Genomic DNA, 24,124 nt, shown 5'->3' on the forward strand with positions numbered 1-24,124 from the left:
CACGCGTGGTCATCGAGCGCTCCTTCATCCCCTCGGGCCGAACCGGTGCGACGGATCGAGATTCTTCCCGAGAATCGCGGTGATCCGCGAGAGGTGAGCCAGATCTTCCGGCGAGAGCGCATCGATCACGAGCCGGCGCGCGGTGGCGATGTGTCGAGGCGTCGCGCGGATCAACTCCCGTCGCCCCGCCGCGGTCAGGGTGGCCATGCTGACGCGTCGATCGGCGGGCGAGATCGACTTCTCGACCAGCCCGCGCCCCTCCAACCGCCGGCACACGTGCGACACCCGCGGGAGTGTCGCGTTCGTGGCCTCGGCGATTTCGGTCATGGATGCCGTCGACTCGGGCATCGCGCGAAGGTACGACATGAGGCCGAACTCGTAATGCGTCATCCCGGAGTCACGCGACAACTGCGCATCGAGCTCGCTCGGCAGCAGATTGCAGACGCGCAGGAGCCCGAGCCAGGCTTCGCCCTCTTCGGGGGTCATGCGCGGAACGGCGTAAGTCATCAGGTGCTCCGAACGTCGGGAGCGGGAGGGCTACCGCGCCCTCACGCTACCCCGAGGTCGAGGTGGTGGCCGGTGTGATCGCGCTTCGCCCGCAGATAGCCAGCATTCGCCGCCGTCAGGTGCACTCCGGTCGGCACGACGCCATGGACGGTGATCCCGAGCGCGGTCAGCTGCGCGACCTTGTCGGGGTTGTTCGTCAGAAGCCGGATGCCACGCACCCCGACCGCATCGAGCATCTGCGCGGCCGCGGTGTAATCGCGTTCGTCTTCCCCGTGCCCCAGGGCGGTGTTCGCCTCGTAGGTGTCGAGTCCGGCATCCTGCAACGCGTACGCGTCGAGCTTCGCGTACAGCCCGATGCCACGGCCCTCCTGCCGCAGGTAGAGCAGCGCGCCACCCTCGATCGACAGCCGCTCGACGGCTTCGCGCAGCTGCGGGCCGCAGTCGCACCGCTCCGAACCGAACACGTCGCCCGTGAGGCACTCGCTGTGCAGCCGCACCAGAGGAACGTCGTCGCTCTGTGAGGTTCCGTCGAACGACAGGAGCAAGTGCTCCGCTCCGTCGGCGAGGTGACGGAACGTCGACACCCGCGCGGTGGTCTCGAAGCCGTCGGCGAATCGCAGCGGGATACGCACCTCGTTGCGCACCTCCGCGCGCGGGAGGAGTGAGATCGCCGCGTTCATGCCGCACCTTCTTCCGGCGTGACGGTCAACAGGGTTCCCCAGGGATCGCGGAGCCGGAGACTCCGCCCGTCGTCCTCCGTGGCGATGCCAGCGTGGCGGGCACGATCGGCGAGGGCCAGCACGTCACTGCGCTCTGGCATCCGGAGACGGACATCGCCCAGGCCGAGCGAGACCGCACGCGGGCCGGCGCCGGCGCTGTGCCATGTGTTCATGCCGATGTGGTGGTGGTAGCCGCCGGCGGAGATGAACAGCGCGGACCCGAGGTCCATGACGACGTCGAAGCCGAGGGTGTCGACGTAGAAGCGGCGCGCCGTCGGGATGTCGCCGACCTGGAGGTGCACGTGGCCGATCGTGGCCTCGTCGGTGCTCTCGCGCGAGGGGTCGAAGTGCTCGCGAAGGAAGGCGTTCGGGTCGATCGCCAGGTTCTGCGGCATCCATCCGGCGGGCTTGTTCTGCCAGACCTCGACCGGTCGATCCCAGTAGAGCTCGATGCCGTTGCCCTCGGGGTCGTGGAAGTAGAAGGCGTTGCTGAACGTGTGATCCGTCGCGCCCTCGTACAGATGCCCCGCGTGCCGGGCCATCGACATGACCGCCGCGGCGAGCGCCGCGCGATCGGGGAACGCGATGGCCGTGTGGTACAGTCCGGCGTCGTGCCGGCGGAAGGGCGGCAGGTCGGGCGTGTGGGTGAGGGTCACGATCGGGATACCGTCACGCCCGAGGGTCGCGCGCGGACCGGACTGGTCGAGCACGTCGAGAGTGACGCCGCGGCGGTAGAACTCCGTCTGCGCGTCGAGGTCTCCGACAAGGAGTTCGACCGTGTCCATGCGCGTAGCGTCGGCCGCCGCGCCGGCGGTGTGAAGGGGAGACGGGCGCCAGGTCAGCGCGGGAGCGGTCATCGAACACGTCCTTCGGCCTGCGGATCGGACGGTCCGACCGCGTTAGTTGACGCAACAACTAAGTGGGGAAAGCCATTCCCCACTGACCGCACGATCTTCGGGCGGGCTCGACGAGGCTCACAAACCCTTTCGCGACGGAGCGATCAGCAAGGGGTGGTCACGCACACGCCACTGACGGGGAGTGCGGGCTACGCGGTGGCGTGGCGGAGGATCGCGTCGGCGAGTGCGGCCGGATTCTCGAGGGGGAGGAAGTGACCGCATCCGGCGACGGAGTGCGTGCTGGCGGTCGAGAAGAATTCGGGGATCCGGTCGGCCCATGCGGGTGGGAAGAGGGGGTCGGCATCCGGCCAGAGGATCGTCGACGGGGTGTGGATGGGTGGGAGTGCTCCGCTGTAGCCACGGTTGGCGGTGTACCACTGGATGCTGGCGTGGAAGGCTCCGGGCCTGCTGTAGGCGGCGATGAGGTCATCGCGGTGTGGATGCCGCTGCGGCGCGTCGGGTCCGGACCATTGCGTCCACACCCAATCAAGGTAGGAGGCGACGTTGTTCTCGTTGCCGTCGATGAGCTCGGCTGCCAGCGGCGTGCGGTGGAAGTGCTGGTACCAGAACCGCTCGGCGTACTCTGCGGCGCCTGCCCGTTCGCCGATTCCTGGATATCCGGGCGTGAGGACCGCGCCGATGAAGCGGTCCGGGTCTGCGCGTAGAGCGGATTGAGCGATGCGGCTGCCGATGTCGTAGCCGACGATCGTCACTCCGCTCGTGACACCCTCGGCATCGAGTTCGCTGAGGAGGCGCCGGGCATAGGAGTCTGCGGTGGCATCGTCCGCGTCGATCGGACCGGTGTATCCGGTCCCGAATCCTGCGAGCGTCGGGACCAGTACGCGAGTACCCGACAGGAGGGGCGTGACGGCCCGATAGTCCGAAGGTAGCCCCGGCCAACCGTGCAGGAGGACGACCGGGTTCCCACCCGACGCCGGTTCAGGCTCCATGATCATCCGACACTCACCGACCTGTAGGTTCCCGCTGGAGGTGGCGGGGATCGCCGCGATTCCACGATAGTTGGCAGTGGTTTCGAGGTCGGGATTCCACGCGAGATGGCGGATTCCTACTCTCGCACTCTTAGGCTCCCCGCCGCTGGCTAGCGGCGCGACTGCGTCCGCATCGCCTCGACTGCCGCGATGAGCGCTTCTTCCTCGACTGGCGCGCTGTTCCAGTCGGTCCAAAAGTTCTTCGTGGCGCTGGTGGGCCTGACTTTTGGCGCGTCGAGCCGGATACGAGTCGGGAGGATAATTGCGTCACCCAGCAGGAGCGCTTCTCCAACATCCAGGAGCGGCAGCGCTGCGGTGAGCCCGTCCATGCTGTCGGGCATGAGTCGCTTGACGACGGCTTGGTCCTGATCGTTGGTGAGACGAAGAGCGATGAAGTTGTTGCACTGGGAGAGCACTGTACGACTTACATCCGACGGCCGCTGGCTAACGACGAGCAGCGAGATCCCGTACTTCCGGCCTTCCTTTGCGATTCGTTCGAAGGAGTCAAGGGCTCGAAGGTCAGCTGCTCCTGCGTTTCCGACAGGCAGGTAGAGGTGCGCCTCGTCGCAGACGAGCGTTACTGGCGTGCGCTTGTCTTCAGCTGTCCAGAAGTGGATCTCGTAAAGCACACGTGCCATGACCCCGACAACGATCGGCAAGACATCGCTCGGCACTTCGCTGAAGTCAATGACTTTGATTCCAGGAGCGGTGCCGAGAAGACGCTTGGCGAAGGCATGAAGCCAGTCGTAGCCGAGATGGTCGGCCGGCGGGCTGAACATGAATCCGTACCGGCGGTCACTGATCCTTGCCTCCATCCGACTCACGAGTCGTGTCAGCCTTCCAAAAAACGGTCCTTGCTTCTCGCGGCCACCCGCGCCTGGCACCATCTCAGCATCATCGGCAGATAGGCGTCCAACGAGTCCAGAGAGGTCGTAGGGGACCGGACTGTCAACAGTGAATCTCGCGGCGAGCTCGGTCTTGCCATCCGCAACAAGCCGATCATGCTTCAGTGCGCGCACGTGATGGGTCAGCCGGGCAGCCTGGTTGGGTGCGTTCTCCTCGGATCGGTCGAGCAGGAGGGCTTGCATTTCCTCTTGGTTGAGTAGCCACCACGGCAAGTAGAGAGCGTGATCGTCGTCCGGCGTTTGCCCCGGCCCTGCGATGTGGAATCCGCGCGCGATAGGGACGTCGCCCTCGGCCAGGGGCGTGTACTCACCATGCATGTCGAATACGACAAGGTTTGGATGAGCGAGCGACTTGGCCCGCTCGAGGATGAGAGCAACTGCCCAACTCTTGCCCGACCCAGTACTGCCCAGCAGCGCCGCGTGCCGCTGAAAGAGGCGATCACCGTCTGCGACGGCCTCAGCTGTGGGATCAGCGACGAAAGTTCCTAGACGTAGCCGCTTCTCCGGATCGAGCTGGCTGGCGAGCAGACCCATGAGCCGTTGCAGGTTGGGGCCGTCGATCACCCAGCACAGCGACTCGACGAGCGGATAGCTGTCAGCGCCACGCTTGAAGGTGTTCTTCCTGGTGCCATCGACTATGCGGTACGTGCCGAGCAGGACGACACGTAGGAGATCCCGCTGACGTATCTCCACCGGGACATCACCGTCTGGACTTATCTCTTCGAGCAGGGCTTCTTCCTGGAGATCGCGGGTAACTCGATCAAGCATGCCAACGAGGAACTCGGACGGGTTGGATCCTTGGAAGGCGATCAGGCTACCAACACCGATGCGAGTCAACCGCTCGTGGTCTACAGCCTCAGCCCAGACGCTCGCCGTGTCCACTCTGAAGACGCGTCCGAGGGCTGCTTCGCGGGGGAAGTCAAGGGCAGAGTCGGTCATATGCTGAGCACTTCCTTTACCAGGTGTTCCAAATCCCACAGTGGGATGTCGAGTTCCAGATGGTCGCCACCTTGAACGATCCGGCACCCTGCTCCGTGCTCGGTGGCCTCGATGCCGATCGCGCTCGGGTTCGAATCGAGGTAGCCAAGGGCATTCGTAGTGAGGGAGCGACTGACTACGACGGCCGGCACCTGAGCAAACCTCGAGCGCAGATGGGTCTGGAGATGCTCGTCGTTGAAGCCGTATCCCACAGTGAATAGCGAGGCCGCTCCATCGATTGCCTGGTTGGCGCGATTGCGCTGCTGGTCGAACGGGACCTCATAGCCGAGCCTGTACTTGTTGCCCCCCGGCGCGATGATCTGCCGTGACCCCGGGATGGCGAGGTCACTCCGAAAGTACTGTCCTTCGTGAGCGAACCAGTCGAGACTGCCGTGCGGCTTGGCCAAACGAATGTGCGGCCGCGTGCGTACCGTGACGCCGCGTGCGCCGCGTCCAGCGGGAGCATGAGCCTCATAGAGCTCTTCATGGCTGAGAGCCGCATCCATCCGACCTATGGTGTGCCCGTAGTACATGGAGTCCACTCGCACACCAGCGCGAGCGGCGTGCACCTCAATCAGGCGGTCATAGTTGGTGGTGACCACATCTGCATGCGTCGCCGAGCGCAGGATGTGTTCAAACAGGCGTCCGAAAGCGGACGCCTGTTCAGCTTGAAGGATCTCCGCGATCGCCGCTCCTTCTGAGAGCCGAACCCGATCGGTGATGGCCATCGTGAGTACGTCTGCGAGTGACTCAGGCAACGGCTGCTCCCCGAGCGCGGACTCAAGACCTTCGCCGGCAGCCAAGCCTGTTGCGATTCGTCCCCACTCCCGCAATGCGAGCACGTCATCATCGGGAGTGTGTTCGGGCACAGCGACGCGCAGGTGTTCAGCCAACTCACCCATACTGGGAAGTCCATACGCGCAGGACGCGCCGGAGCCGACGATGATCACCACACCTCGTTGGAACAGCCCCTGCACGTACGTGTAGACGCTGTCTTGAGTTATCGCCACTTTCCCCTCTCGGTGCCCGGTCACAGTCCCGACCCTCCCCGGTACGGGAACCGGCTCGCACTAGCGTCTGCGGCGGCCGCCCGGTCTGCAATCATGCGGCCATCATGGGCGCCCGCTCTCACGCGCAATAATGCACGAAACCACCACGATTACGTAAGTCACGTCGTACCGAATCGCTCTTGCATGTTCAGCAACTACGTACGATGTGACGTACGTTCTAGTGAATGTCACATTCGTTGAACCCTCGAAACGGCAAGAATCAAGTTGTGTACGTGAGATAGACAACACCGGAGGGAGATCGCCTCGGAATCACCTTCGCGCACGTGCCCGGCGTCGGCGACGTACGCGAAACTCGGGGCATGACGATAGTGGAGCCCATCGCACCGGAGGAGTCCCGGCTGTTCTTTGACAACAGCTATATGAACGCTGTCGTCATCGAGATCGCCGCCCTCGAAGGCGACACCTTCTCACCCAAGTAGATCGTCGAGGCGACCGGCTTGCTGGGCAGCATCGTCCACCTCTGATCCACAAGCTTCGCGACGCGCACTTCCTCGAGTTCGTCGGCCGCGTCCCCGGCGAACGAACTCTCCTCTACAGAATCCGCGACAACTACTGGTGGGAAGACGCCCGGCGCTACGCCGCCGACCGGCAGGCCGCGGCGCAGCGCGCAGCTTCCTAACCGGCCGGCGACTGCAACGGCAGGTAGTACGCATCGAGATCGATCGCCAGCGCCGTGCCCAGCCGGGAGAGGGCGCGATACAGACGTGTCGCGAACCAGATGAGCTCCTGTCCGGGCGGCGCGTAGGCGACCCCATCCGTCCGGTCGAACGCGCCGCCGCGAACGGCGATGCCGAGATCAAGCGCTGTGGGCTGGTCCTCGGCGATAGACCCGACGGCCGCGGCACCGCGGATGTCGCTCCAGTCGAGGTCTGTGCTGAGAAAGACACCCAGAATCGGCTTGGTGTCTGGGCCCTGTGGCGGGTAGGTGCCGCCGGCGTGCCGGATTTCCGCTGAGGTTCGGTGAAGTCGGCGGACGCTCGCGACCTTATCCCGGGCGTAATCGAGGTTGTCCTTGTTCATGCGAGGTTTCACCTCGCACACCGCGTACACGCTTTCCGCGGGCACGAAGCTCACGTTCCCCTGTTCGAAGAACAGGGGTGAATACTGCCGATCGTAGATGCCGATGTCGATCTGACCGCTCTGCTGCCCGAGGGAGTCGATTGCGAAGATCGGCCCCACGCCGTACCGCTGAGGAAGGAACTCTCGGAGCACGCTGGTCCACTGCTCCTCTGTCGCGTCGCCCTTCGTCCCGGGATGATCGGTGAACTGGGGCATGAGTCCGAGCCCGGTGAGCATGTGATCCTGCTTAGCCGTGTAGGCCTTGGCGAGGTCGAACGGTTCAACCATGTGTGTGCTCGCTCTCTGTCGACGGGACCGGCAGGTCGCCCGCCGGGATCATGGCACACGTCCGCAGCCGGACACCGCGCGCGACGTGCAGGTCGATCGCGTACTGGTCCTCGACGCATCGTGCGATCAGCAGCAAGGTCGGCTGCATCGTGCGGACCGCTGTCGTCACGGTGGTCAGCCTGTCAGTCGCGCTGGCGGGGACATCCATCGGGTGAGAGTGCCAATCCCCGAGATACCCCACCCGCGGATCCAGATCGCGCAGCTGGCTCACCGCTCGTCGCGTCACGCCGGCGGGGAGGCGATACGCGGTATGCCCTCGTTCGGCGGTGCGAACTTCGACGGCGTGGGTGACCCACGGGTACCGACTGGTGTGGACCCCGACGAGGATCCCGCCGGTCTCCAACGGATGGGACAGAGTCGCCGCCGCGCGGATCGTGTCGAGGGCCGACTCAGAGACATGCACCGTCGTGCTAGGCATTCGCCCACTCCTGTTCCCGCCCCTCTGCCGCCGGAAACACGAGGCTGCCTCGCGTATCGAATGGTGCGGCGTCAATCGGATGGAGAACGGTGACGACGTCCTGCGCGCCGGTGTTGCGACCCGTGAGAAGGTCCACTGCCACGAGCGCTGCGTCGGCGGCCGCTCGGAGGACGGCAGTCGGCGGCGCGTTGTGTACCGGGGCGGTGCAGCCGAGCTCCAGGAATCCCTCCGTATCCTCGTGGTCACCAGGAGGGATCGCCGGGAACGCCGGGCTCGTGCGCTGCAGAATTGGCACATCCCCATGGGTTTGCCGCTGGATGCGAAACAGGCGGCCGGCGCGATGCAGCGACACTGACACAAGCGGTACGTTCTCCAACTCGCATGCGCGGGCGAGCGCAAAAGTAGCAGCGAACATGCCCGTGCAATCGACCACAAGGTCGAACCCTCGGATGACGTCCGCGACCTGTTCCGGGTCCAACGGAAGCGCCGCTCCCTCCACCGTCCGACACCACGGTGCAGAACCCGCGATCCTCACGCTCAACCCCACGGTCTTCGAGTACCCGACGAGGTAGTCATCGAGGACATGCCGAGCAAGGTTCACCGAGCGGAGATCATCATCGTCACGAAGGTAGAGCTCACCAACACCGCTACACGCCAGCGACAGCGCGACCTGACCGCCCACCGCTCCCACACCGGCCACGAGTACGCGCTTCCTCTGCAGAATGCTGGCATCGGGTCCAGCACGCCGAATGCGGCTAGCCACATCACTCGGCGAGGTCGAGTGCGGAGAGGCAACCAGCTCCGCTCCGGCGCCAGCGAAGGAGAGCACCAGCGCCTCAAACTGCCCGTACTTCGGCCAAGCGAGAACCGCGAAGTCATATCCACCGCTCGCCTCCCCTTGAGCCGCGCCGCCGCGCCGCGCAAGACCATGGTTGAGATTGTCCCGCTGCCGACGCGTGAGAGCAGCACGGAACTCGTCGAGAGAGCGGGGGGCCATCCGCACACTGTCGCGGTACATCACCACACCCTCCAGCGGGTGATCGTCGCGTGCGTTCTTCGTGAGAGTAAGGATCGCTTTGGACTTCCCGTGGACGACATGGACGTCACCGTTGCGAGGTGTCCCTAGCAGTGCCGGCAAGTCGAGTTCGGCGCGAACAGCGGCGATCCCCGGGAACAGGACCCACGAGTCAAGCGCACGGTCCTCAAGCTCGAACCCGTCCCGCGCACTCGCGGCCCAACGATCCAGACGCGCGGAGAACGCGCCCCATGTCTGTCCGTGAATCTGCGCCGGATCGTCGTCGGCCCACAGGCAGATGTATCCCGACTTCGGCAGCACATGATCAGCGGTCAACCCCGGGACGAACGCCTTGGCGGCCACCGCCGGCCACCCGTCGGTGATCGCGATCTCCATCACACCGGCATCGGTGAGCGGTTCGAGGGACTCCGGAATTGCGCCGGTCCAGTGGCGCCCTCCTGAGCCGACCGTAGGGCTGAAGCCCGCGCGGACCAGCTCCGCACAAAAGGCCTCAAACGCCGCCTGGTCGTACACGAAAGACCCCGACACGACGCCGTCACCAGTTCGGGCGCGCGAAACCCCGAGCCCGCGCCGGTCCCGTCGCGCTCACCGCCGCAACGCCGAGAATCGGGCGCCCATCCGCTCCGCAACCGGGCGGAAGGGGAAGCACCTGGCCGCGGTCATTCGAACCAAGGATCTCTCGCCAGATCGCCGCCGCGGCGCACGCATCTGCGCGGAGCGCTTGCTCGGCCCGGGACGCCAACTGGGCGAATCGTTCCGAAGCGATCTGCCACTGAGCCTCGGCGAGAGCAGGACGAAGCGGCGTCCCGAGAATGGGGTCGGACAACCCCGCCGCTGCCGCTCGTTCGAACTCGGCGGCGACCTCGCGGAGCGAGCATGCGAGCAACTCGGCCCACGAATCGCCGACCACGCGACCGGCCTTCCATGCGTAGTACGCGGCGATCTCGACATACAAGCCGCCCGGCTTTGCGTCAGCCAGGTGCGTGTGGCGCACCTGCCGCAACAGCCGCACCACCGGCTTGTACGCATTCCGGGCTCCCACCGTCGGACTCGACGCACTCGTCGAGAGCGCATCCGTCTCCGCGGCGAACAACACTGGACTCGTCTTGATCCATCGCGTCGACGGCTCCGACCAGGAATCGCGGTCTCGAGTCGGGATCCCCCAGTGCTCCCCCCAAGGGACGGCTGGAACAGCATCAACGCTGAACGCCAAGTCAGCCTGCGCCCCCGGCGCCGCGAAGTCGATCTTCACGCTCCGCGCCTGCAGTGTCACACGGCCACCGTGCTCAACTAGCCCGTAGTGAGCGATCAAGACCCTCGCAACCCGGTCATAGATCGTCGTCGGATTGAACGACGTCGACAGTGCCTTGAAACGGAGGAAGACGTCGACATCCTTCCCCGGGTAGCGGCCGGTCTCGCGCGCATACGACCCGATCAGGATCGTGTCGATCCCCCACTCCATGAGACCGGAATCCGTCTCTAGCAGCTCTCTGACCTCGGTGTGAGCCGCAATCGCGCGCTGCCGCTTATCACCGCTGATCGACACATTCGACACGGCGTCTTCGAACTGATCCCCCAGGATCTCCATAGATCGCATCCTCTACATCGCTCAAGCACTCGACACGTTGGCGGCTGCTAGCCCATCCTCGAACCTTTCGCCGACCTCAGACAGTAACGGCGCCCCCCGACACCTGGCGAGTGACGAAGCGAGCGCCTACGGCGGCAGCCACCGCGCCGCACCGCATTCTCAGGAAGATGGCGGAACCGCCATGTATCCGCCACTTCATCTGAGAATCCGCCATCATCGCCGATGAACCTACAGAATGGCTGGTTACATCCCCGGCGCCATATCCGCGAACCGCGAATAGTGCCCCTGGAACGCCACCGTGATCGTGTCCGTCGGACCGTTACGGTGCTTCGCCACGATCAGATCCGCCTCACCGGCGCGCGGGGAGTCCTTCTCGTACGCGGCCTCGCGGTGCAGCAACACGACCATGTCGGCATCCTGCTCGATCGAGCCCGACTCACGCAGGTCGCTCAGGGCGGGCTTCTTGTCGGCGCGCTGCTCGGCACCACGGTTCAGCTGCGACAGCGCGATGACGGGAACCTGCAGCTCCTTCGCCATCAGCTTCAGCGCACGCGAGAACTCACTGACCTCCTGCTGACGCGACTCCACGCGCTTACCGCTCGTGAGCAGCTGCAGGTAGTCGATGACGACCATCTTCAGACCCTCGCGCTGCTTCAGGCGACGGCACTTCGCCCGGATCTCGACGAGCGTCATGTTCGGGCTGTCGTCGATGTAGAGCGGGGCGTCGTTGATGCGGCCACGGGTGGCGGCGACGGTGGTCCAGTCGCGGGAGTCGAGCGTGCCCTTGCGCATGCTCTGCAGCGGGATGGCGCCTTCGGCGCTCAGCAGGCGCATCGCGATCTCGGACCGGCCCATCTCGAGCGAGAAGAAGATGCAGGGCGCGTTCGACTTGATCGCGGCCGCGCGGGCGAAGTCGAGCGCGAGCGTCGACTTACCCATGGCGGGACGCGCGGCGAGCACGATCATCTGACCCGGGTGCAGACCGTTGGTCAGCTGATCGAGACCGGCGAAGCCGGTGGGGATGCCGGTCATCGAGCCGTCGCGACCGCGGGCGGCCTCGATCTCGTCGACAGCGGCATCCACGGCCACCGTCAGGGGGATGTAGTCCTCGGCGCTGTCGTCGCCCGAGACGTTGTAGATCTCGGCCTGCGCGCTGTTGACGAGCTCGGTCGGGTCGCCCTCGCCGGCGTAACCCATCTGCACGATGCGGGTGCCCGCCTCGACGAGGCGGCGGAGCAGAGCGCGCTCGGCGACGATCGACGCGTAGTAACCGGCGTTCGCAGCGGTCGGGACAATCGAAGTGAGGGTGTGGAGATAGTCGGGCCCGCCGGCGCGCTGCAGCTCGCCGGTCTTGATGAGCTCGTCGGTGACGGCGACGACGTCGGTCGGCTCACCGTGCGAGTAGAGGGTGAGGATCGCCTCGAAGATCAGCTCGTGCTTCGGCACGTAGAAGTCGGGGCCGCGAAGGGTCTCGATGACATCCGCCACGGCATCCTTCGACAGGAGCATCCCGCCCAGCGCGCTCTGCTCGGCCAGCATGTCGTGCGGCGGGGTGCGCTCGGGGCGCGGCGCTTTTCCGAGACGCTCTTCGGCGATGTCAGCGATCGACACGTGCTCTCCTTCAGTGCTCCGACGCCCCCTCACCTCCTCGCGCGCGCGCGTGGGAAGGTCGGGAACGCTGCGGGTGGGACGATCTCGCCAGCATGAAATCACCAACATCCGACATCGACGCGCGCCGGTGGTGAAGGGGGTGCCCGAGGGGCTGCACCCACGCTAGATACCACCGTCTCCACATGCAAACAGACCTGTGGATAACTCTGTGGAGAGCTTGCGGGAAACGCCGCCACGTCTGTGCACAACTACTGTGGACAACTAGGTGGATGGATACGAATTTTGGGCAATAAGAGCTGTCTGACCTGGGATAAATCTGTCCACAGCTTTTGTGTTTGAAACCTGCGTGAACTTCGGCTTGAAGGTTGTGCGCTACGGGGTTCGCATGTGCACAACTCGGGGGATAACTCGCCGGACGCCTAGCCATCCAAGGTCCCTGCTGTCAAATCATTTTTCCCATCCGGCGTGTCGCCCGTCATCCCGCTGTTACTTACCGACTACCGAGATTTCACCCCCGCCCTATCGAACCCGCCGACGCAGGCGTACCGTTGCCGCCGCAGAGTCGTTGACGATTCTTTGGGGGTGCATCGATGGATGCCACGGCGAAGCGGGGAGTGTCGCACACGCTGCGATTGCTCATCGCCGGCGCCTGCGCGGCATTCGCCCTCGCGCTCCTCTCGCTCGTCCTCTCGGTGACGTCCGCGTCGGCCGATGACGGCGGGGGATTCGGTCTGCTCGGCGGAATCGCCTCGACCGTCGACGACGCGACCGATGCGGTCGCCGACGTCGCCCGCCCCGTCACCGATGCCGTCGAACCTGTCACCGATCACGTGGCCGACACCGCGGCATCCGTCTCCGACACCGTCGCCGAAGCGCTGCCCGAGCCCGTCGCAGCCCCGGTCACCGAGATCACCGACACGGTGACCGACGCCGTCACCGACACGGCGGCTGCCGTCACCGACACGGCGGGTGACGTGTCCGATGGGGCACTCGGCACGGTCGACACCGTTGTCGACGACGCGACGCAGGGGGTGTCCGATGTCGTCGACTCAGGCGTGGGCGGCACGATCGTCGAGCCCATCGTCGACACCGTCGAGGCGCTGCCCGTGGTCGGACCCATCGTCGACGACACGGGCCTCGGGGACGTCGTCACCGACGTGGGCGACACGGTCGACGGTACGGTTCCGGTGATCATCGGCGAGCTGCCCTCGGTCGACCCCGTCGCCCCGGTGACGCCCGTCATCCCCGCGATTCCCGTCGTGCCGACGGTCCCGATGCCGGTCGAGCCGGGCGGAGTCGTCACGCCGCCGGCCGCGCCGGTGGCGACCGACCCCACGTCCTCGTTGGCGATGGGCGCACCGTCGACGGCTCCCCCGGCCGACCCCACCGATGCGCTCTTCGCGCACGCTCGCGCGACCGCCGCGTTCTTCACCGCCGCGGCGCACTCCGCGCCGCCGGCGCAGATCGCCGCCCCCGCGTCCCCCGCGGTTCCCACCGACGATCAGACGCCCCTCGCCGCACAGAGCGTGTCGGGCGTCCCTGGCTCGTCGGCATCCGGAAGCTCCGCCGCCGCCCCCTCCCCCGTCGCAACGCCCGCCAACGCCGCCTTCGGCGCCGGGTTGCTGCTTCTCGCTCTGCGCCACAACGTCGACGACGATCTGCCGGGGAGCCCCGTCTTCGCCACCGACGTCTCTCCTGACTGAGGACGGTCGCGCCGTGCCCCGCACGGCAGACGACCCCGCGCGTTCGCGCACCCTCACTCACACACAGGAGAAACACTCATGCGCAAGTTCTACTCGCGTGCCCTGCTGGGCGCGCTCGTCGGGGGCGGCCTGGCCGTCCTCGGATGCGGCATCGCCAATGCCGCGGAGACCTCGGGAGCGGACAGTCTGCTCTCGGGCGACCAGGCCGCTGTGTCGGTCGACCTGCCCATCACCGTCGGCGGAAACGCCGTCTCGGTGATCGGCGACAGCCACAGCGAGGATGCCGACACCTCGGCGCCCGCTCCGGATGCCGCCCCGGTGACGACCACCGACGGCAGCGACGGAGTGGCCTCGGGCAACCAGGGGATCATCTCGGTCGACGTGCCCATCACGGTCGGCGGAAACGCCGTCTCGGTGATCGGCGACAGCCACAGCGAGGACGCCGACACCTCGGCGCCTGCCGAGCCCGCTGCCGAGCCGGAGACGGCTCCGGAGCAGCCCCCGCTGCCCGTCACACCGCCCCCCACCCACGAGGTGCCCGGAAAGACGGATTCCGTGACCACGGACGGCACCGGCAGCATCGGCGGCGGCAACCAGGCCATCATCCCGATCGCGGTGCCCGTCACCATCGGCGGCAACGCCGTCTCGGTGATCGGCGACAGCCACAGCGAGAACGCCACCACCACCGGCGACACCACCGGCACCACCGGCTCCACCGGCGACGTCGAAACCGACGGCACCGACAGCCTCCTCGGTGGCAACCAGGCCATCATCCCGATCGCAGTGCCCGTCACCGTGGGCGGCAACGCCGTCTCGGGCATCGGTGACAGCACCTCCACGGGCGCGACCACCACGGGTGGGGCCGGCGACGGAGGTCTGATCGGGGGGATCGTCACCGACGGCACCGGCAGCATCGGCGGCGGCAACCAGGTCATCGTCCCGATCCAGCTGCCCGTCACGATCGGTGGCAACGCGGTATCGGTCATCGGTGACAGCACCACCGACGGCTCGCACACCGGCGGCACGCCCGGCACCCCGGGAACCCCCGGAACGCCCGGTACTCCCGGAACGCCCGGCACCCCGGGAACCCCCGGCACCCCCGGAACGCCCGGCACCCCGGGAACCCCCGGCACCCCCGGAACACCCGGCACCCCCGGCACCCCCGGCACCCCCGGCACCCCCGGCACGCCCGGCACCCCCGGCACCCCCGGCACCCCGGGGACGCCGGGAACGCCGGGAACCCCCGGCGGTCACACCACCACTGGCGGCACCCCCGTCGTCGGTTCGGTCGCTTCGACGAGCTCGGTGACGCCGCTCTCGACGAACGCCGCGAAGACGCTCGCGGTCACCGGGACCGACGGCTCCACGGCCCTCGGACTCGGTATCGCCGGCCTGCTCGCGCTGCTGATGGGAGGCGTGCTGCTGCGCCGCCGCCGCTCGCTCTCGTGAGTCGCGGAGGGCACTGACCCTCGCCGGAAGACACCGGATGCCGACGCGCTGTCGCGGCATCCGGTGTCGTGGCGCGCTCGGAGCCCGGTGTCGTGCAGCGCGCCGACGTTGTCAGTCGGCCAGGCGCCAATCGTCGAAGCTGAACCCCGGCGACACGAGGCAGCTCACCACGACCTCGGCGTCGCCCGAGGGCCGTGCCGCCTGCCACACCCCCGCCGGAACGGTGTGCTGCAGCACGTGACCGGCGGCGAGGTCGGGGCCCAGTGTGATCGTCTGCGCCTCGCCCGGCTCGGTGCCCGACCCGCCGAGCGACAGCTCGAGCGCGCCGGGGCCGTGCCACAGCCACACCTCGTCGCTCGTGACGACGTGCCACGCGCTGCGCTCATCGGGCTGCAACAGGTAATGGATGCAGGTCGCCGCGGGTCGCTCACCCGCGGGGGTGTCGACGGCGTACGACCCCGTCCACATGCGACGGAACCACCCGCCCTCGGGGTGCGGCTCGAGGTCGAGCAATCGCGCGGTCTGCGGGCGGTCGTCCCCCGCGCCGGCGGTCTCATCACGGTCGGTCATGCGCGCACTCCTGTCTCGCGGATGAAGGCGGGCGAGGTGAAACGCGCCTCGCCGTCGATGAACGTCGCGGCCGCGGTCGCAGACCCGGCCACAACGAGGTGTTCGATCGTGGCATCCACCTCCGACACCGGGATGTCGAAGAACGCCAGATCCGCCACCGCCCCCACCGCCAGGTAGCCCGTGCGCGTGGGACCGGTGTCGAGGCCCATCGCGTGCGCCCCGCCCAGAGTCGCCGCGCGCAGCAGCAGCTCCGACAGGTCGCGACCGGTGTAGCCCTGCGCCCGCGCGAGCCGGTGCAGCGCGGCGACATCGGCGAGCAGATCGAGCGACGGCGACGACGACAGCGAGTCGGTGCCGACCGCCAGCGCGTTGCCCTCGACGAGGTATGCGGCCACCGGCGGCTCATCGAGTCCGATGACGGCGTTGGACCGCGGGCAGAGCGCCACGGTGGTCCCCCGCGCGCGGAGCGTCGCGCGATCGCGCGCGGTCATGTAGACACCGTGCGCGATGTGGCAATCGGGTCCGAGCACACCGAGCTCGTCGACGAACTCCGTCGCCCCGGTGCCGAATCCCTGCTCGCGCAGCGCCTGGAAGCTGGCCGGACGCTGCTCGCGCCACGGGGCCGCCTCGCCGTGCTCCCGTTCGAACGCGGCCTCGCCGAGGTGAATGTGAAGGCGACTCCCCCGCTCGCGCACGATGTCGGGGATCTCCAGCAGCGGCTCGACGTCGAGCGAGTACGGCGCGTGCGGCGAGAGACCGGTCCCGGGCGGCGAGGGCAGCGCGTCGAGGCGCGCTTCGACCTCCGCGCGGCCTCGTTCGGCCCACGCGTCGTTGGTCCAGCTCATCACCTCCCAGTAGGTGATCCCGTGCAGACGAGCGTCGTGCAGCGCCGAGGCGGCCTCGACGTCGGTGACGACATCGGCGACGGCGGTGGTGCCGGCGGCGATCATCGCGTTCGCTCCGGCTCTGGCATCCGCTCCCCAGTCGTGGGGAGTCTCGTACACGACCTGGAACGCGCGCGCCCAGTCGTCGAAGCCGCCGTACATGCCGCGGCCCACCTCGGCCATGCCGGTGTACTGCAGATGCGCGTGCGCGTTGACGAGCCCGGGAGTGAGGACACCCGACCAGTGCACCTCGTCGAAAGGGATCCCGCGGGTGCGCAGCTCGTGCACGACCCACTCGCGCTCCCCCACGTGCCGGATGCACCCCGCCGCCACGGCGATCGCCCCACCTCGGATGGGCGGGGCGGTGATCGGCAGAACGAGGGATGCCGAGTACACGACGACTCGACCGGCACGCTCTTGCACGGCGTCAGCCTAGGGTCGCGGTGTGACGGGCGTGTGTCGCGCTGCGCACCCTCACCCTTCGACAGGCTCAGGGCCTCCCCCACCGCACGGTTTTGGGGCGCATTCTTCCGTTTGGGGCACGGAATACCCCGCCCCGAACGGAAGAACGCGCCCCAAACCCACCGACCCCGCCGCACGGTAGCTGAGCTCGTCGGAGCCACCCCGGACCCTTCGACGAGCTCAGGGTCCTCCCCGGGGACGCGAAAAGGCCCCGCCCTGCCGAAGCAGGAGCGGGGCCGAATCGTGCGTCGCGAATTACTTCGCGGCGACCACCTGGAGGGTGATCACGGCGGTGACGTCGTCACGCAGACGAACGGTCGCCTCGTGCTCGCCCACCGACTTGATCGCCGAGGTGATCTGGATCTTGCGCTTGTCGAGCTCGCCCAGACCGGCGGCCTTGACGGCGTCGGCGACGTCGCCCGGCTTGACCGAACCGAACAGGCGACCCTCGTTGCCGGCCTTGACCGACAGCTTGACCGTGTTCGACTCGAGCGTGTTCTTCAGGGCCACGGCGTCTTCGTGCGCGTGGATCGCGCGGGCCTCGCGAGCGGCGCGGATCGACGCGACCTGCTTCTCGCCACCGCGGCTCCAAGCCACGGCGAAGCCCTGCGGGATGAGGTAGTTGCGGGCGTACCCGTTCTTGACCTCGACAACGTCACCGGCGCTACCGAGCCCGGTGACCTCATTCGTGAGAATCAGCTTTGCCATCGGGTGCTCCTTAGCGGCCGGCGCCGGCGTAGGGCAGGAGAGCCATCTCGCGCGCGTTCTTGATGGCGCGGGCGATCAGGCGCTGCTCCTGCACGGAGACACCGGTGATACGACGGGCGCGGATCTTCCCGCGCTCCGAGATGAACTTGCGGAGGGTTGCGACGTCCTTGTAGTCGATGACGCCGACGCGGATCGCCTTCGCGGGGGCTGCGTTCTTCGCGCCCTTCCGCGGCTTGCGGCGGTCGCCAGTGGCCTTTCCAGCCATGCTTCCTTCTTTCGTGTGGTTCGGATGCCGAGGCGGTCACGCGGACCGGGGTGTGGCATCCGGAATTTCAGGGGGTCGTCGTGCTCGCGAGAGCGCGGCGAAGATCAGAACGGGGTGTCGTCTCCGTAGGAACCAGGAGTGCTCCACGCGTCGGCACCGCTGTTGCCGCTGTTCGAGCCGGGGGTCGACCACGGCTCGTCGTTGGACTGCTGCACCTGCGGGCGCTGACCGCCGCCACCGCCGCCGCCGGAAGCGGCACGGGTGACCTGCGCGGTCGCGTAGCGGAGCGAGGGGCCGATCTCATCGACTTCGAGTTCGATGGAGGTGCGGTTGTTGCCCTCGCGGTCCTGGTACGAACGCTGCTTGAGGCGACCGGTCGCGATGACACGGCTGCCCTTCGTCAGCGAACCGGCGACGTGCTCGGCGAATTCGCGCCACACCGAGGCACGCAGGAACAGCGCCTCGCCGTCTTTCCACTCGTTCGCCTGACGGTCGAACGTGCGGGGAGTCGACGCGATGGTGAAGTTCGCGACCGGAAGACCGTTCTGCGTGTAGCGCAGCTCGGGGTCGGCCGTGAGGTTGCCCACAACGGTGATGACGGTTTCGCCGGCCATCGTCGTTACTTCGCAGCCTTCTCGGCGGACTCGACCTTGCGGGGAGCGGCAGCCTTGCGAGCGGCCTTCTCCTCGGAGCGCTTGGCTTCGGCGGCGACCTGAGCGATCGCTTCTTCGGCACGGAGGACCTTGGTGCGCATGATCTGCTCGTTCAGCTTGAGCTGACGATCGAGCTCGTTCGTGGCCTCGCTGGTCGCGACGAAGTTGACGACGGCGTAGATGCCCTCGTTCTTCTTGCGGATCTCGTAGGCGAGACGACGGCGGCCCCAGATGTCGACCTTGTCGATGGTTCCTCCATCGGCCGTGATGACCTTGAGGAATCCGTCGAGCTTCGGAGCGACCTGGCGCTCGTCGACCTCGGGATCGAAGATGACCATGAGTTCGTACTGGTGCGTCACTAACCCACCTCCTTCGGACTAGAACGGCTGACGGGCATTTCCCGGCAGCAGGAGGGTGTGTTGCACGTCGTCGTGGGCTTATACGCGCATGGGCGTCGCCAGACAACCTTCATAGTCTAACGGATGCCACCTCGCTCGGCGGAATCGTCCTGGGTAACGTGGATGTGAATCACGACCGTGGGGGGACGGATGCCGGGAATTCGACCGTTCGACGCACGCGCGCTGGTGGAACCCGTCGACACCGCCGCGGCGAAGGCTTTCACGACCCGGCTGCGCCGAGAGGGTCGCATCAACGAGGGCGGCAAGGTCGCCGCGATCGTCGTCTACATCGTGATGCTCGTCTTCATCGGCGGATTCGCGCTCGTCGGGCTGTTCTTCCTGATCGTCTTCGCGTCGGTGCTCAAAGAGGGTGCGATCTTCATCGGCATCCTGTTCGGCCTTCCGGTGCTGCTGTGCGTCGGGGTGATCGTCGGGGCGTTCTTCTTCGGGCTGCGCGGCGAGCGCATCGCGCAGGAGCGCCGCTGGCGGCTCGCGCGCTTCGCGCAGGCCGTGAGCATGGAGTACGTGCCGTCGATCAGCGAGCCCCCGCTGCCGGGCTCGATCTTCTCGCGTGGGAGCGGGCGGACCGCCGTCGACGTGCTGCGCGGACGGGAGCCGCGGTTCGTCGAGGTCGGCAACTACCGATACACGGTGAGCAACGGGAAGAACCAGACGACCGTGCGGTGGGGGTACATCGCGATCAAGCTCAACGTGCCCCTCCCCCACATCGTCCTGGACGCTTCGGGCAACAACATCTCACTCGGCACGTTCGGCCGCGACCAGCACCTCAGCCTCGAGGGCGACTTCGACCGGTACTTCCGGCTGTACTGCCCGCAGGGGTACGAGCGCGACGCGCTGTATCTCTTCACCCCCGACGTGATGGCGCGTTTCATCGACAACGCCGCCGTGTTCGACGTCGAGATCGTCGACGACTGGCTGTTCCTGTACTCGTCGGACGACATGTCGACCCTCGACCCCGGGCGCTGGGCCTGGACGTTCTCGCTGCTGTCGGCCCTGCTCGACAAGCTCGCGCAGTGGGAGCGCTGGCGCGACGACCGGCTGCTGCCGGCCGCTGATCCGGGCGTGCCGTGGGGGCCGGGGGCGGGCGTTATGCCGGGCGCGGGCGCTGCGGCGGGCCCGGGCGCTGCGGCGGGCCCGGGCGCTGCGGCGGGCCTGGGCGCGGCGGGCCTCGCGGCCCCGAGCGGAGGGATGCCGGGAGGCGCGGCATCCGCTCCCGTCCCCGTCGCGCCGCTGCCGCTGTCGGCGCCGCCCGGCGTCGCTCCCCCGGGTCGGCGCCTGCGCCGGGGCGTTCCCTGGTTGGCGCTCGGGATCATCGGTGGCGTGCTGGCGCTGGGTTTCGTCCTGATCGGCGCGTTCCTGCTCCTCCCCGTCCTGTTCCTGCCCTGACGGGCGGTACGGCGCCGGGTGAGCACGGCTCGGTAACGTGGGCCGCGCACGACGAGACCCTCTGAGGAAGGTGTGCCCGTGGCATCCGGAACTCCCCCGTTCGACCCGACGCCCCTGACCGCGCCCGTCGACCGCGCCGAGGTGCGCGCGTTCACGGCCCAGCTTCGGCGGAGCGGAGCGTTGCGGACGAGGTGGCTCTCGGGTGCCGTCCTGGCGATCATCGGCGGGGCCATCGTGCTCTTCACGGTCCCGACGCTGCTCGTGCTGGTTTCGACCATCACGTCGGGCGAGAACACGATCAGCCCGGTGTCGATCTTCTTCGTGCTGTTCTTCGTCGCGGTCATCGCGCTGATCGTGGTGGCGATCGTGCGCGCGTTCCGCGGACGGGCCGAGCGTCGATACCGACTCGACCGCTTCGCACGCGCCAACGGGCTCGAATGGCGGGGAGACGTCGATGACCCGCCCCTGCCCGGCATGATCTTGGACCAGGGCCACTCGCGCGAGGCGAGCGACGTCGTGAGCGGATACCGTCCGCGGTTCATCGAGGTGGCGAATTACGCGTACAAGACCGGCTCCGGCAAGAGCGAGACGACGCACAAGTGGGCCTACGTCGCGATCCGACTCGACACCCCGCTCCCCCACATCGTCCTGGATGCCGTGGGCAACAACGGTCTGTTCGGGGGATCGAATCTACCCATCACGTTCACCCGCGGCCAGCGCCTCGGGCTCGAGGGCGACTTCGACAAGCACTTCGCGCTCTACTGCCCCGAGGGATACGAGCGCGACGCGCTCTACCTCTTCACCCCCGACGTCATGGCGCGCTTCGTCGACAACGCGGCCGCCCTCGACGTCGAGATCGTCGACGACTGGCTGTTCCTCTACGCGCGGCGCGACCTCTCGAGCCTCGACCCGCGGACGTGGGAGTGGCTCTTCACGACCGTCCAGGCCATCGAGGAGAAGGTCGCGCAGTGGGCACGGTGGCGCGACGAGCGGCTGCAGGCATCCGCGGCGGCGGCGCGCCCTGGCGCGGTCGGTACCGCCATGCCCCTGCTCACTCCCCCGCCGGCGGGCGTCGCCCCGCAGGGGCGGCGCCTCAAGCGCGGCGTCTCGTGGCTGACGGTCGCGATCGGCGTGATCGTCGTCGGGTACTGGATCGTGAGCATCGTCTCGGACGTGTTCCTCCGCTGACCCGCGTCGCCCCCGCGCACCCACCGCGCTCGCGCCTCCCGTTGAGTGTCCAAGACACGCCGTAATGCGCCCGGGCGTTACGGCGTGTTTTGGACACTCAACACGGGGCCGCGGGCGGCGCAGCGGGCGGCGAGCGCGGTCAGTGGGCGGACCAGCCGCCGTCCATCGTGTAGCTCGCGCCCGTGACCATTCCGGCGTCGGGGCCTGCGAGCCAGAGCGCGAGGGATGCCACCTCGTCGGGCTCCACGAGCCGCTTGATCGCGGCATCCTGAAGCAGCACCTTCTCCAGAACCTCGCTCTCCGGTATGCCGTGGGCTTTCGCTTGATCAGCGAGCTGTTTCTCGACGAGCGGCGATCGCACGTACCCCGGATCGATGCACACGCTCGTGACCCCGTGGGGGCCACCCTCGAGCGCCGTGGTCTTGGACAGACCCTCGAGGCCGTGCTTTGCCGTGACGTACGCCGACTTATATGCCGATGCGCGTATGCCGTGCACGCTCGACATGTTGAGCACGCGCCCGAATCCGCGCTCGTACATCCCCGGCAGGGCCGCACGGATGAGGAGGAAGGGGGCCTCGAGCATCAGGCGCAGCATGAACGCGAACCGCTCGGGGTCGAACTGCTCGATCGGGCTGACGTGCTGGATGCCGGCGTTGTTGACGAGGATGTCGACGTCCAGGCTCAGCTCACGGAGCGCGACCGTGTCGGAGAGGTCGACCCCCCATGCACGACCGCCGATCTCCCCCGCCACGCGCTCGGCGGCTTCGCGGTTGACGTCGGCCACGGTCACCTGGGCTCCGGCATCCGCGAATCTCCGCGCGACCGCCTCGCCGATGCCGCTCGCTCCCCCGGTCACGAGCGCGCGGCGTCCGGTCAGGTCGATGCTCATGCGGTCTCCTTGCTCGCCGGGCGGTCCGAACGCGCCGCGTCGGCCGCGTCGATGGCGTGCAGCGAGATGCCGCGCGTTTCCTTCAACGACAGCACGGTCAGGGCGGTGATGACGCACGCCACGACGATGTACATCGCGATCGGCAGCCACGAGCCGAAGTCACGAAGCCACTGCGTCGCGAGGATCGGCGCGAGCGAACCGGCGAGGATCGCGGTGACCTGGGCGCCGAGCGAGACACCCGAGTACCGCATGCGCGTCGGGAAGAGCTCGGCCATGACCGCGGGCTGCGGCGCGTACATGCCGGCGTGGAACACGAGGCCGATCGCCACGGCGGCGACGATGAGCACCGGGTTGAGCGTGTCGAACATCGGGAACGCGAAGAAGGCCCAGGTCGCGCTGAGAATCGCCCCGGCGAGGTAGACCGGGCGACGCCCGACGCGGTCGGCGAGGCGGCCGAGGGGCGGGATCACGGCGAAGTGGATCACGTGGGCGATGAGCAGCGCGAGCAGGAGCTGGCTCGTGTCGTAGGAATGCACGACCTTCAGGTAGACGATCGAGAAGCTCACGACGATGTAGTAGACGATGTTCTCCGCGAAGCGAACCCCCATCGCCTGCGCGACACCCTTCGGGTAGCGGCGAAGAACCTCGACGACGCCGAACGACGTCGCCTTCTCCTTCTCGACCTGCGCCTTCGCCTCGAGGAAGATCGGTGCCTCTTCGACGTGCGTGCGGATGTAGAAGCCGACCAGCACGATCACCGCCGACAGCCAGAACGCGATACGCCAGCCCCAGTCGAGGAAGGCCGCGGGGCTCAGCACGAACGACGTGACCAGCAGCACCATCGTCGCGAGCAGGTTGCCGACGGGCACCGCCGCCTGCGGCCAGCTCGACCAGAAGGCGCGCTGCTTGTCCGGGCTCTGCTCCGCCACGAGGAGGACGGCGCCGCCCCACTCTCCGCCGACGGCGAAGCCCTGGATGAAGCGGAGGGCCACGAGCATCGCGGGGGCCCAGTATCCGACGCTCGCGAAGCCGGGGAGGCATCCCATCAGGAAGGTCGCCGCGCCGACGATGACGATCGTCGCCTGCAGCGTCGGCTTGCGACCGAAGCGGTCACCGATCTGCCCGAACACGATGCCGCCGAGCGGACGGGCGACGAAGCCGACCGCGTAGGTGACGAACGCTGCGATGATCCCGTCGAGCGGCGAGCCCGACGACGGGAAGAAGAACGTGCCGAAGACGAGGCTCGCGGCGGTGGCGTAGAGGAAGAACTCGTACCACTCGACGACCGTGCCGGCCATGGACGCGGCGACGACGCGCCGGATGGGGGTGGTGGGGGCTGCGCCGCAGCGGCTGGTGGTGGGGGATTCCATGCTGCTCCTTCGGTGTCGACGGTGACATCCGCGGTTCAGTCTGCGGCGGGGGAT

At 67.6% G+C, this 24,124-nt stretch carries 23 protein-coding genes; 4 read left to right on the forward strand and 19 right to left on the reverse strand.

The window, feature by feature from the left end; genetic code table 11:
* Nucleotides 1-24 precede the first annotated feature (24 nt).
* The 11 genes from ACMW4R_RS02935 to dnaB form a co-directional block, all read right to left on the reverse strand.
* Complete coding sequence (locus ACMW4R_RS02935) at nt 25-507, reverse strand: MarR family winged helix-turn-helix transcriptional regulator (protein ID WP_418299098.1); 483 nt, start codon at nt 505-507, stop codon at nt 25-27.
* Nucleotides 508-548: 41 nt separating this feature from the next.
* Nucleotides 549-1,187: a GTP cyclohydrolase II gene (locus ACMW4R_RS02940; protein ID WP_418299099.1), complete on the reverse strand. Its 639-nt coding sequence runs from the start codon at nt 1,185-1,187 to the stop codon at nt 549-551.
* On the reverse strand, nt 1,184-2,083 hold the full coding sequence (locus tag ACMW4R_RS02945) for a VOC family protein (RefSeq protein WP_418299100.1): 900 nt from the start codon (nt 2,081-2,083) through the stop codon (nt 1,184-1,186). Before ACMW4R_RS02945 ends, ACMW4R_RS02940 begins: the two co-directional genes overlap by 4 nt.
* Nucleotides 2,084-2,271: 188 nt before the next feature.
* On the reverse strand, nt 2,272-3,072 hold the full coding sequence (locus ACMW4R_RS02950) for an alpha/beta fold hydrolase (protein WP_418299101.1): 801 nt from the start codon (nt 3,070-3,072) through the stop codon (nt 2,272-2,274).
* 149 nt (nt 3,073-3,221) lie between these two features.
* Nucleotides 3,222-4,955: an ATP-binding protein gene (locus ACMW4R_RS02955; protein WP_418299102.1), complete on the reverse strand. Its 1,734-nt coding sequence runs from the start codon at nt 4,953-4,955 to the stop codon at nt 3,222-3,224.
* Complete coding sequence (locus tag ACMW4R_RS02960) at nt 4,952-6,028, reverse strand: SIR2 family protein (RefSeq protein WP_418299103.1); 1,077 nt, start codon at nt 6,026-6,028, stop codon at nt 4,952-4,954. The genes ACMW4R_RS02955 and ACMW4R_RS02960 overlap by 4 nt, the downstream gene beginning before the upstream one ends.
* A 651-nt stretch (nt 6,029-6,679) precedes the next feature.
* Complete coding sequence (locus ACMW4R_RS02965; RefSeq protein ID WP_418299104.1) at nt 6,680-7,411, reverse strand: DUF6602 domain-containing protein; 732 nt, start codon at nt 7,409-7,411, stop codon at nt 6,680-6,682.
* Nucleotides 7,404-7,889, reverse strand: a complete 486-nt coding sequence (locus ACMW4R_RS02970; RefSeq protein ID WP_418299105.1) for a Mov34/MPN/PAD-1 family protein — start codon at nt 7,887-7,889, stop codon at nt 7,404-7,406. Before ACMW4R_RS02970 ends, ACMW4R_RS02965 begins: the two co-directional genes overlap by 8 nt.
* Entirely contained in the window at nt 7,882-9,438 is a 1,557-nt protein-coding gene (locus tag ACMW4R_RS02975) for a HesA/MoeB/ThiF family protein (RefSeq protein ID WP_418299106.1), read from the reverse strand. Before ACMW4R_RS02975 ends, ACMW4R_RS02970 begins: the two co-directional genes overlap by 8 nt.
* A gap of 22 nt (nt 9,439-9,460) precedes the next feature.
* On the reverse strand, nt 9,461-10,513 hold the full coding sequence (locus ACMW4R_RS02980; RefSeq protein WP_418299107.1) for a nucleotidyltransferase: 1,053 nt from the start codon (nt 10,511-10,513) through the stop codon (nt 9,461-9,463).
* A gap of 243 nt (nt 10,514-10,756) precedes the next feature.
* A complete protein-coding gene (dnaB, locus tag ACMW4R_RS02985; RefSeq protein ID WP_418299884.1) occupies nt 10,757-12,052 on the reverse strand; it encodes a replicative DNA helicase in 1,296 nt (431 codons plus the stop codon).
* A gap of 662 nt (nt 12,053-12,714) precedes the next feature.
* On the opposite strand from dnaB, the gene ACMW4R_RS02990 reads away from it, so the two are divergent.
* Together ACMW4R_RS02990 and ACMW4R_RS02995 are read left to right on the forward strand one after the other, a co-directional pair.
* On the forward strand, nt 12,715-13,827 hold the full coding sequence (locus ACMW4R_RS02990) for a hypothetical protein (protein ID WP_418299108.1): 1,113 nt from the start codon (nt 12,715-12,717) through the stop codon (nt 13,825-13,827).
* A gap of 78 nt (nt 13,828-13,905) precedes the next feature.
* Nucleotides 13,906-15,276: a chaplin family protein gene (locus tag ACMW4R_RS02995; RefSeq protein WP_418299109.1), complete on the forward strand. Its 1,371-nt coding sequence runs from the start codon at nt 13,906-13,908 to the stop codon at nt 15,274-15,276.
* A 111-nt stretch (nt 15,277-15,387) separates the two neighbouring features.
* Here ACMW4R_RS02995 and ACMW4R_RS03000 read toward each other — a convergent pair whose 3' ends face one another.
* From ACMW4R_RS03000 to rpsF, 6 genes are all read right to left on the reverse strand, one after another.
* Nucleotides 15,388-15,846 (reverse strand): cupin domain-containing protein, encoded by a 459-nt coding sequence (locus ACMW4R_RS03000; RefSeq protein ID WP_418299110.1) that lies wholly within the window; start codon nt 15,844-15,846, stop codon nt 15,388-15,390.
* Nucleotides 15,843-17,153, reverse strand: coding sequence for an amidohydrolase family protein (locus tag ACMW4R_RS03005; RefSeq protein ID WP_418299111.1), 1,311 nt, complete (start codon nt 17,151-17,153; stop codon nt 15,843-15,845). The genes ACMW4R_RS03000 and ACMW4R_RS03005 overlap by 4 nt, the downstream gene beginning before the upstream one ends.
* A 294-nt stretch (nt 17,154-17,447) precedes the next feature.
* Nucleotides 17,448-17,900 (reverse strand): 50S ribosomal protein L9, encoded by a 453-nt coding sequence (rplI, locus tag ACMW4R_RS03010; RefSeq protein ID WP_058597356.1) that lies wholly within the window; start codon nt 17,898-17,900, stop codon nt 17,448-17,450.
* 10 nt (nt 17,901-17,910) lie between these two features.
* Nucleotides 17,911-18,165, reverse strand: a complete 255-nt coding sequence (gene rpsR, locus ACMW4R_RS03015; protein WP_013584646.1) for a 30S ribosomal protein S18 — start codon at nt 18,163-18,165, stop codon at nt 17,911-17,913.
* Between the two features lie 104 nt (nt 18,166-18,269).
* On the reverse strand, nt 18,270-18,779 hold the full coding sequence (locus ACMW4R_RS03020) for a single-stranded DNA-binding protein (protein ID WP_058597357.1): 510 nt from the start codon (nt 18,777-18,779) through the stop codon (nt 18,270-18,272).
* A 5-nt stretch (nt 18,780-18,784) separates the two neighbouring features.
* Nucleotides 18,785-19,177 carry a 30S ribosomal protein S6 gene (gene rpsF / locus ACMW4R_RS03025; RefSeq protein WP_013584644.1) on the reverse strand — a complete coding sequence of 131 codons (393 nt, stop codon included), beginning with the start codon at nt 19,175-19,177 and terminating at the stop codon, nt 18,785-18,787.
* A 189-nt stretch (nt 19,178-19,366) separates the two neighbouring features.
* Here rpsF and ACMW4R_RS03030 point away from each other — a divergent pair, with 189 nt between their 5' ends.
* Together ACMW4R_RS03030 and ACMW4R_RS03035 are read left to right on the forward strand one after the other, a co-directional pair.
* Nucleotides 19,367-20,623: a hypothetical protein gene (locus ACMW4R_RS03030; RefSeq protein ID WP_418299112.1), complete on the forward strand. Its 1,257-nt coding sequence runs from the start codon at nt 19,367-19,369 to the stop codon at nt 20,621-20,623.
* Nucleotides 20,624-20,701: 78 nt separating this feature from the next.
* The gene (locus tag ACMW4R_RS03035) at nt 20,702-21,811 is read left to right on the forward strand and encodes a hypothetical protein (protein ID WP_418299113.1); all 1,110 of its coding nucleotides are present in this window, start codon (nt 20,702-20,704) and stop codon (nt 21,809-21,811) included.
* 139 nt (nt 21,812-21,950) lie between these two features.
* Here the strand turns inward: ACMW4R_RS03035 and ACMW4R_RS03040 are convergent, their stop codons facing one another.
* Both ACMW4R_RS03040 and ACMW4R_RS03045 read right to left on the reverse strand, forming a co-directional pair.
* Nucleotides 21,951-22,700: a 3-hydroxybutyrate dehydrogenase gene (locus ACMW4R_RS03040; protein ID WP_058597360.1), complete on the reverse strand. Its 750-nt coding sequence runs from the start codon at nt 22,698-22,700 to the stop codon at nt 21,951-21,953.
* Entirely contained in the window at nt 22,697-24,070 is a 1,374-nt protein-coding gene (locus ACMW4R_RS03045; protein ID WP_418299114.1) for an MFS transporter, read from the reverse strand. The genes ACMW4R_RS03040 and ACMW4R_RS03045 overlap by 4 nt, the downstream gene beginning before the upstream one ends.
* Between the last annotated feature and the right edge of the window lie 54 nt (nt 24,071-24,124).

The sequence above is a fragment of the Microbacterium sp. S1037 genome (assembly GCF_048381605.1).
GTDB lineage: Bacteria > Actinomycetota > Actinomycetes > Actinomycetales > Microbacteriaceae > Microbacterium > Microbacterium testaceum_B.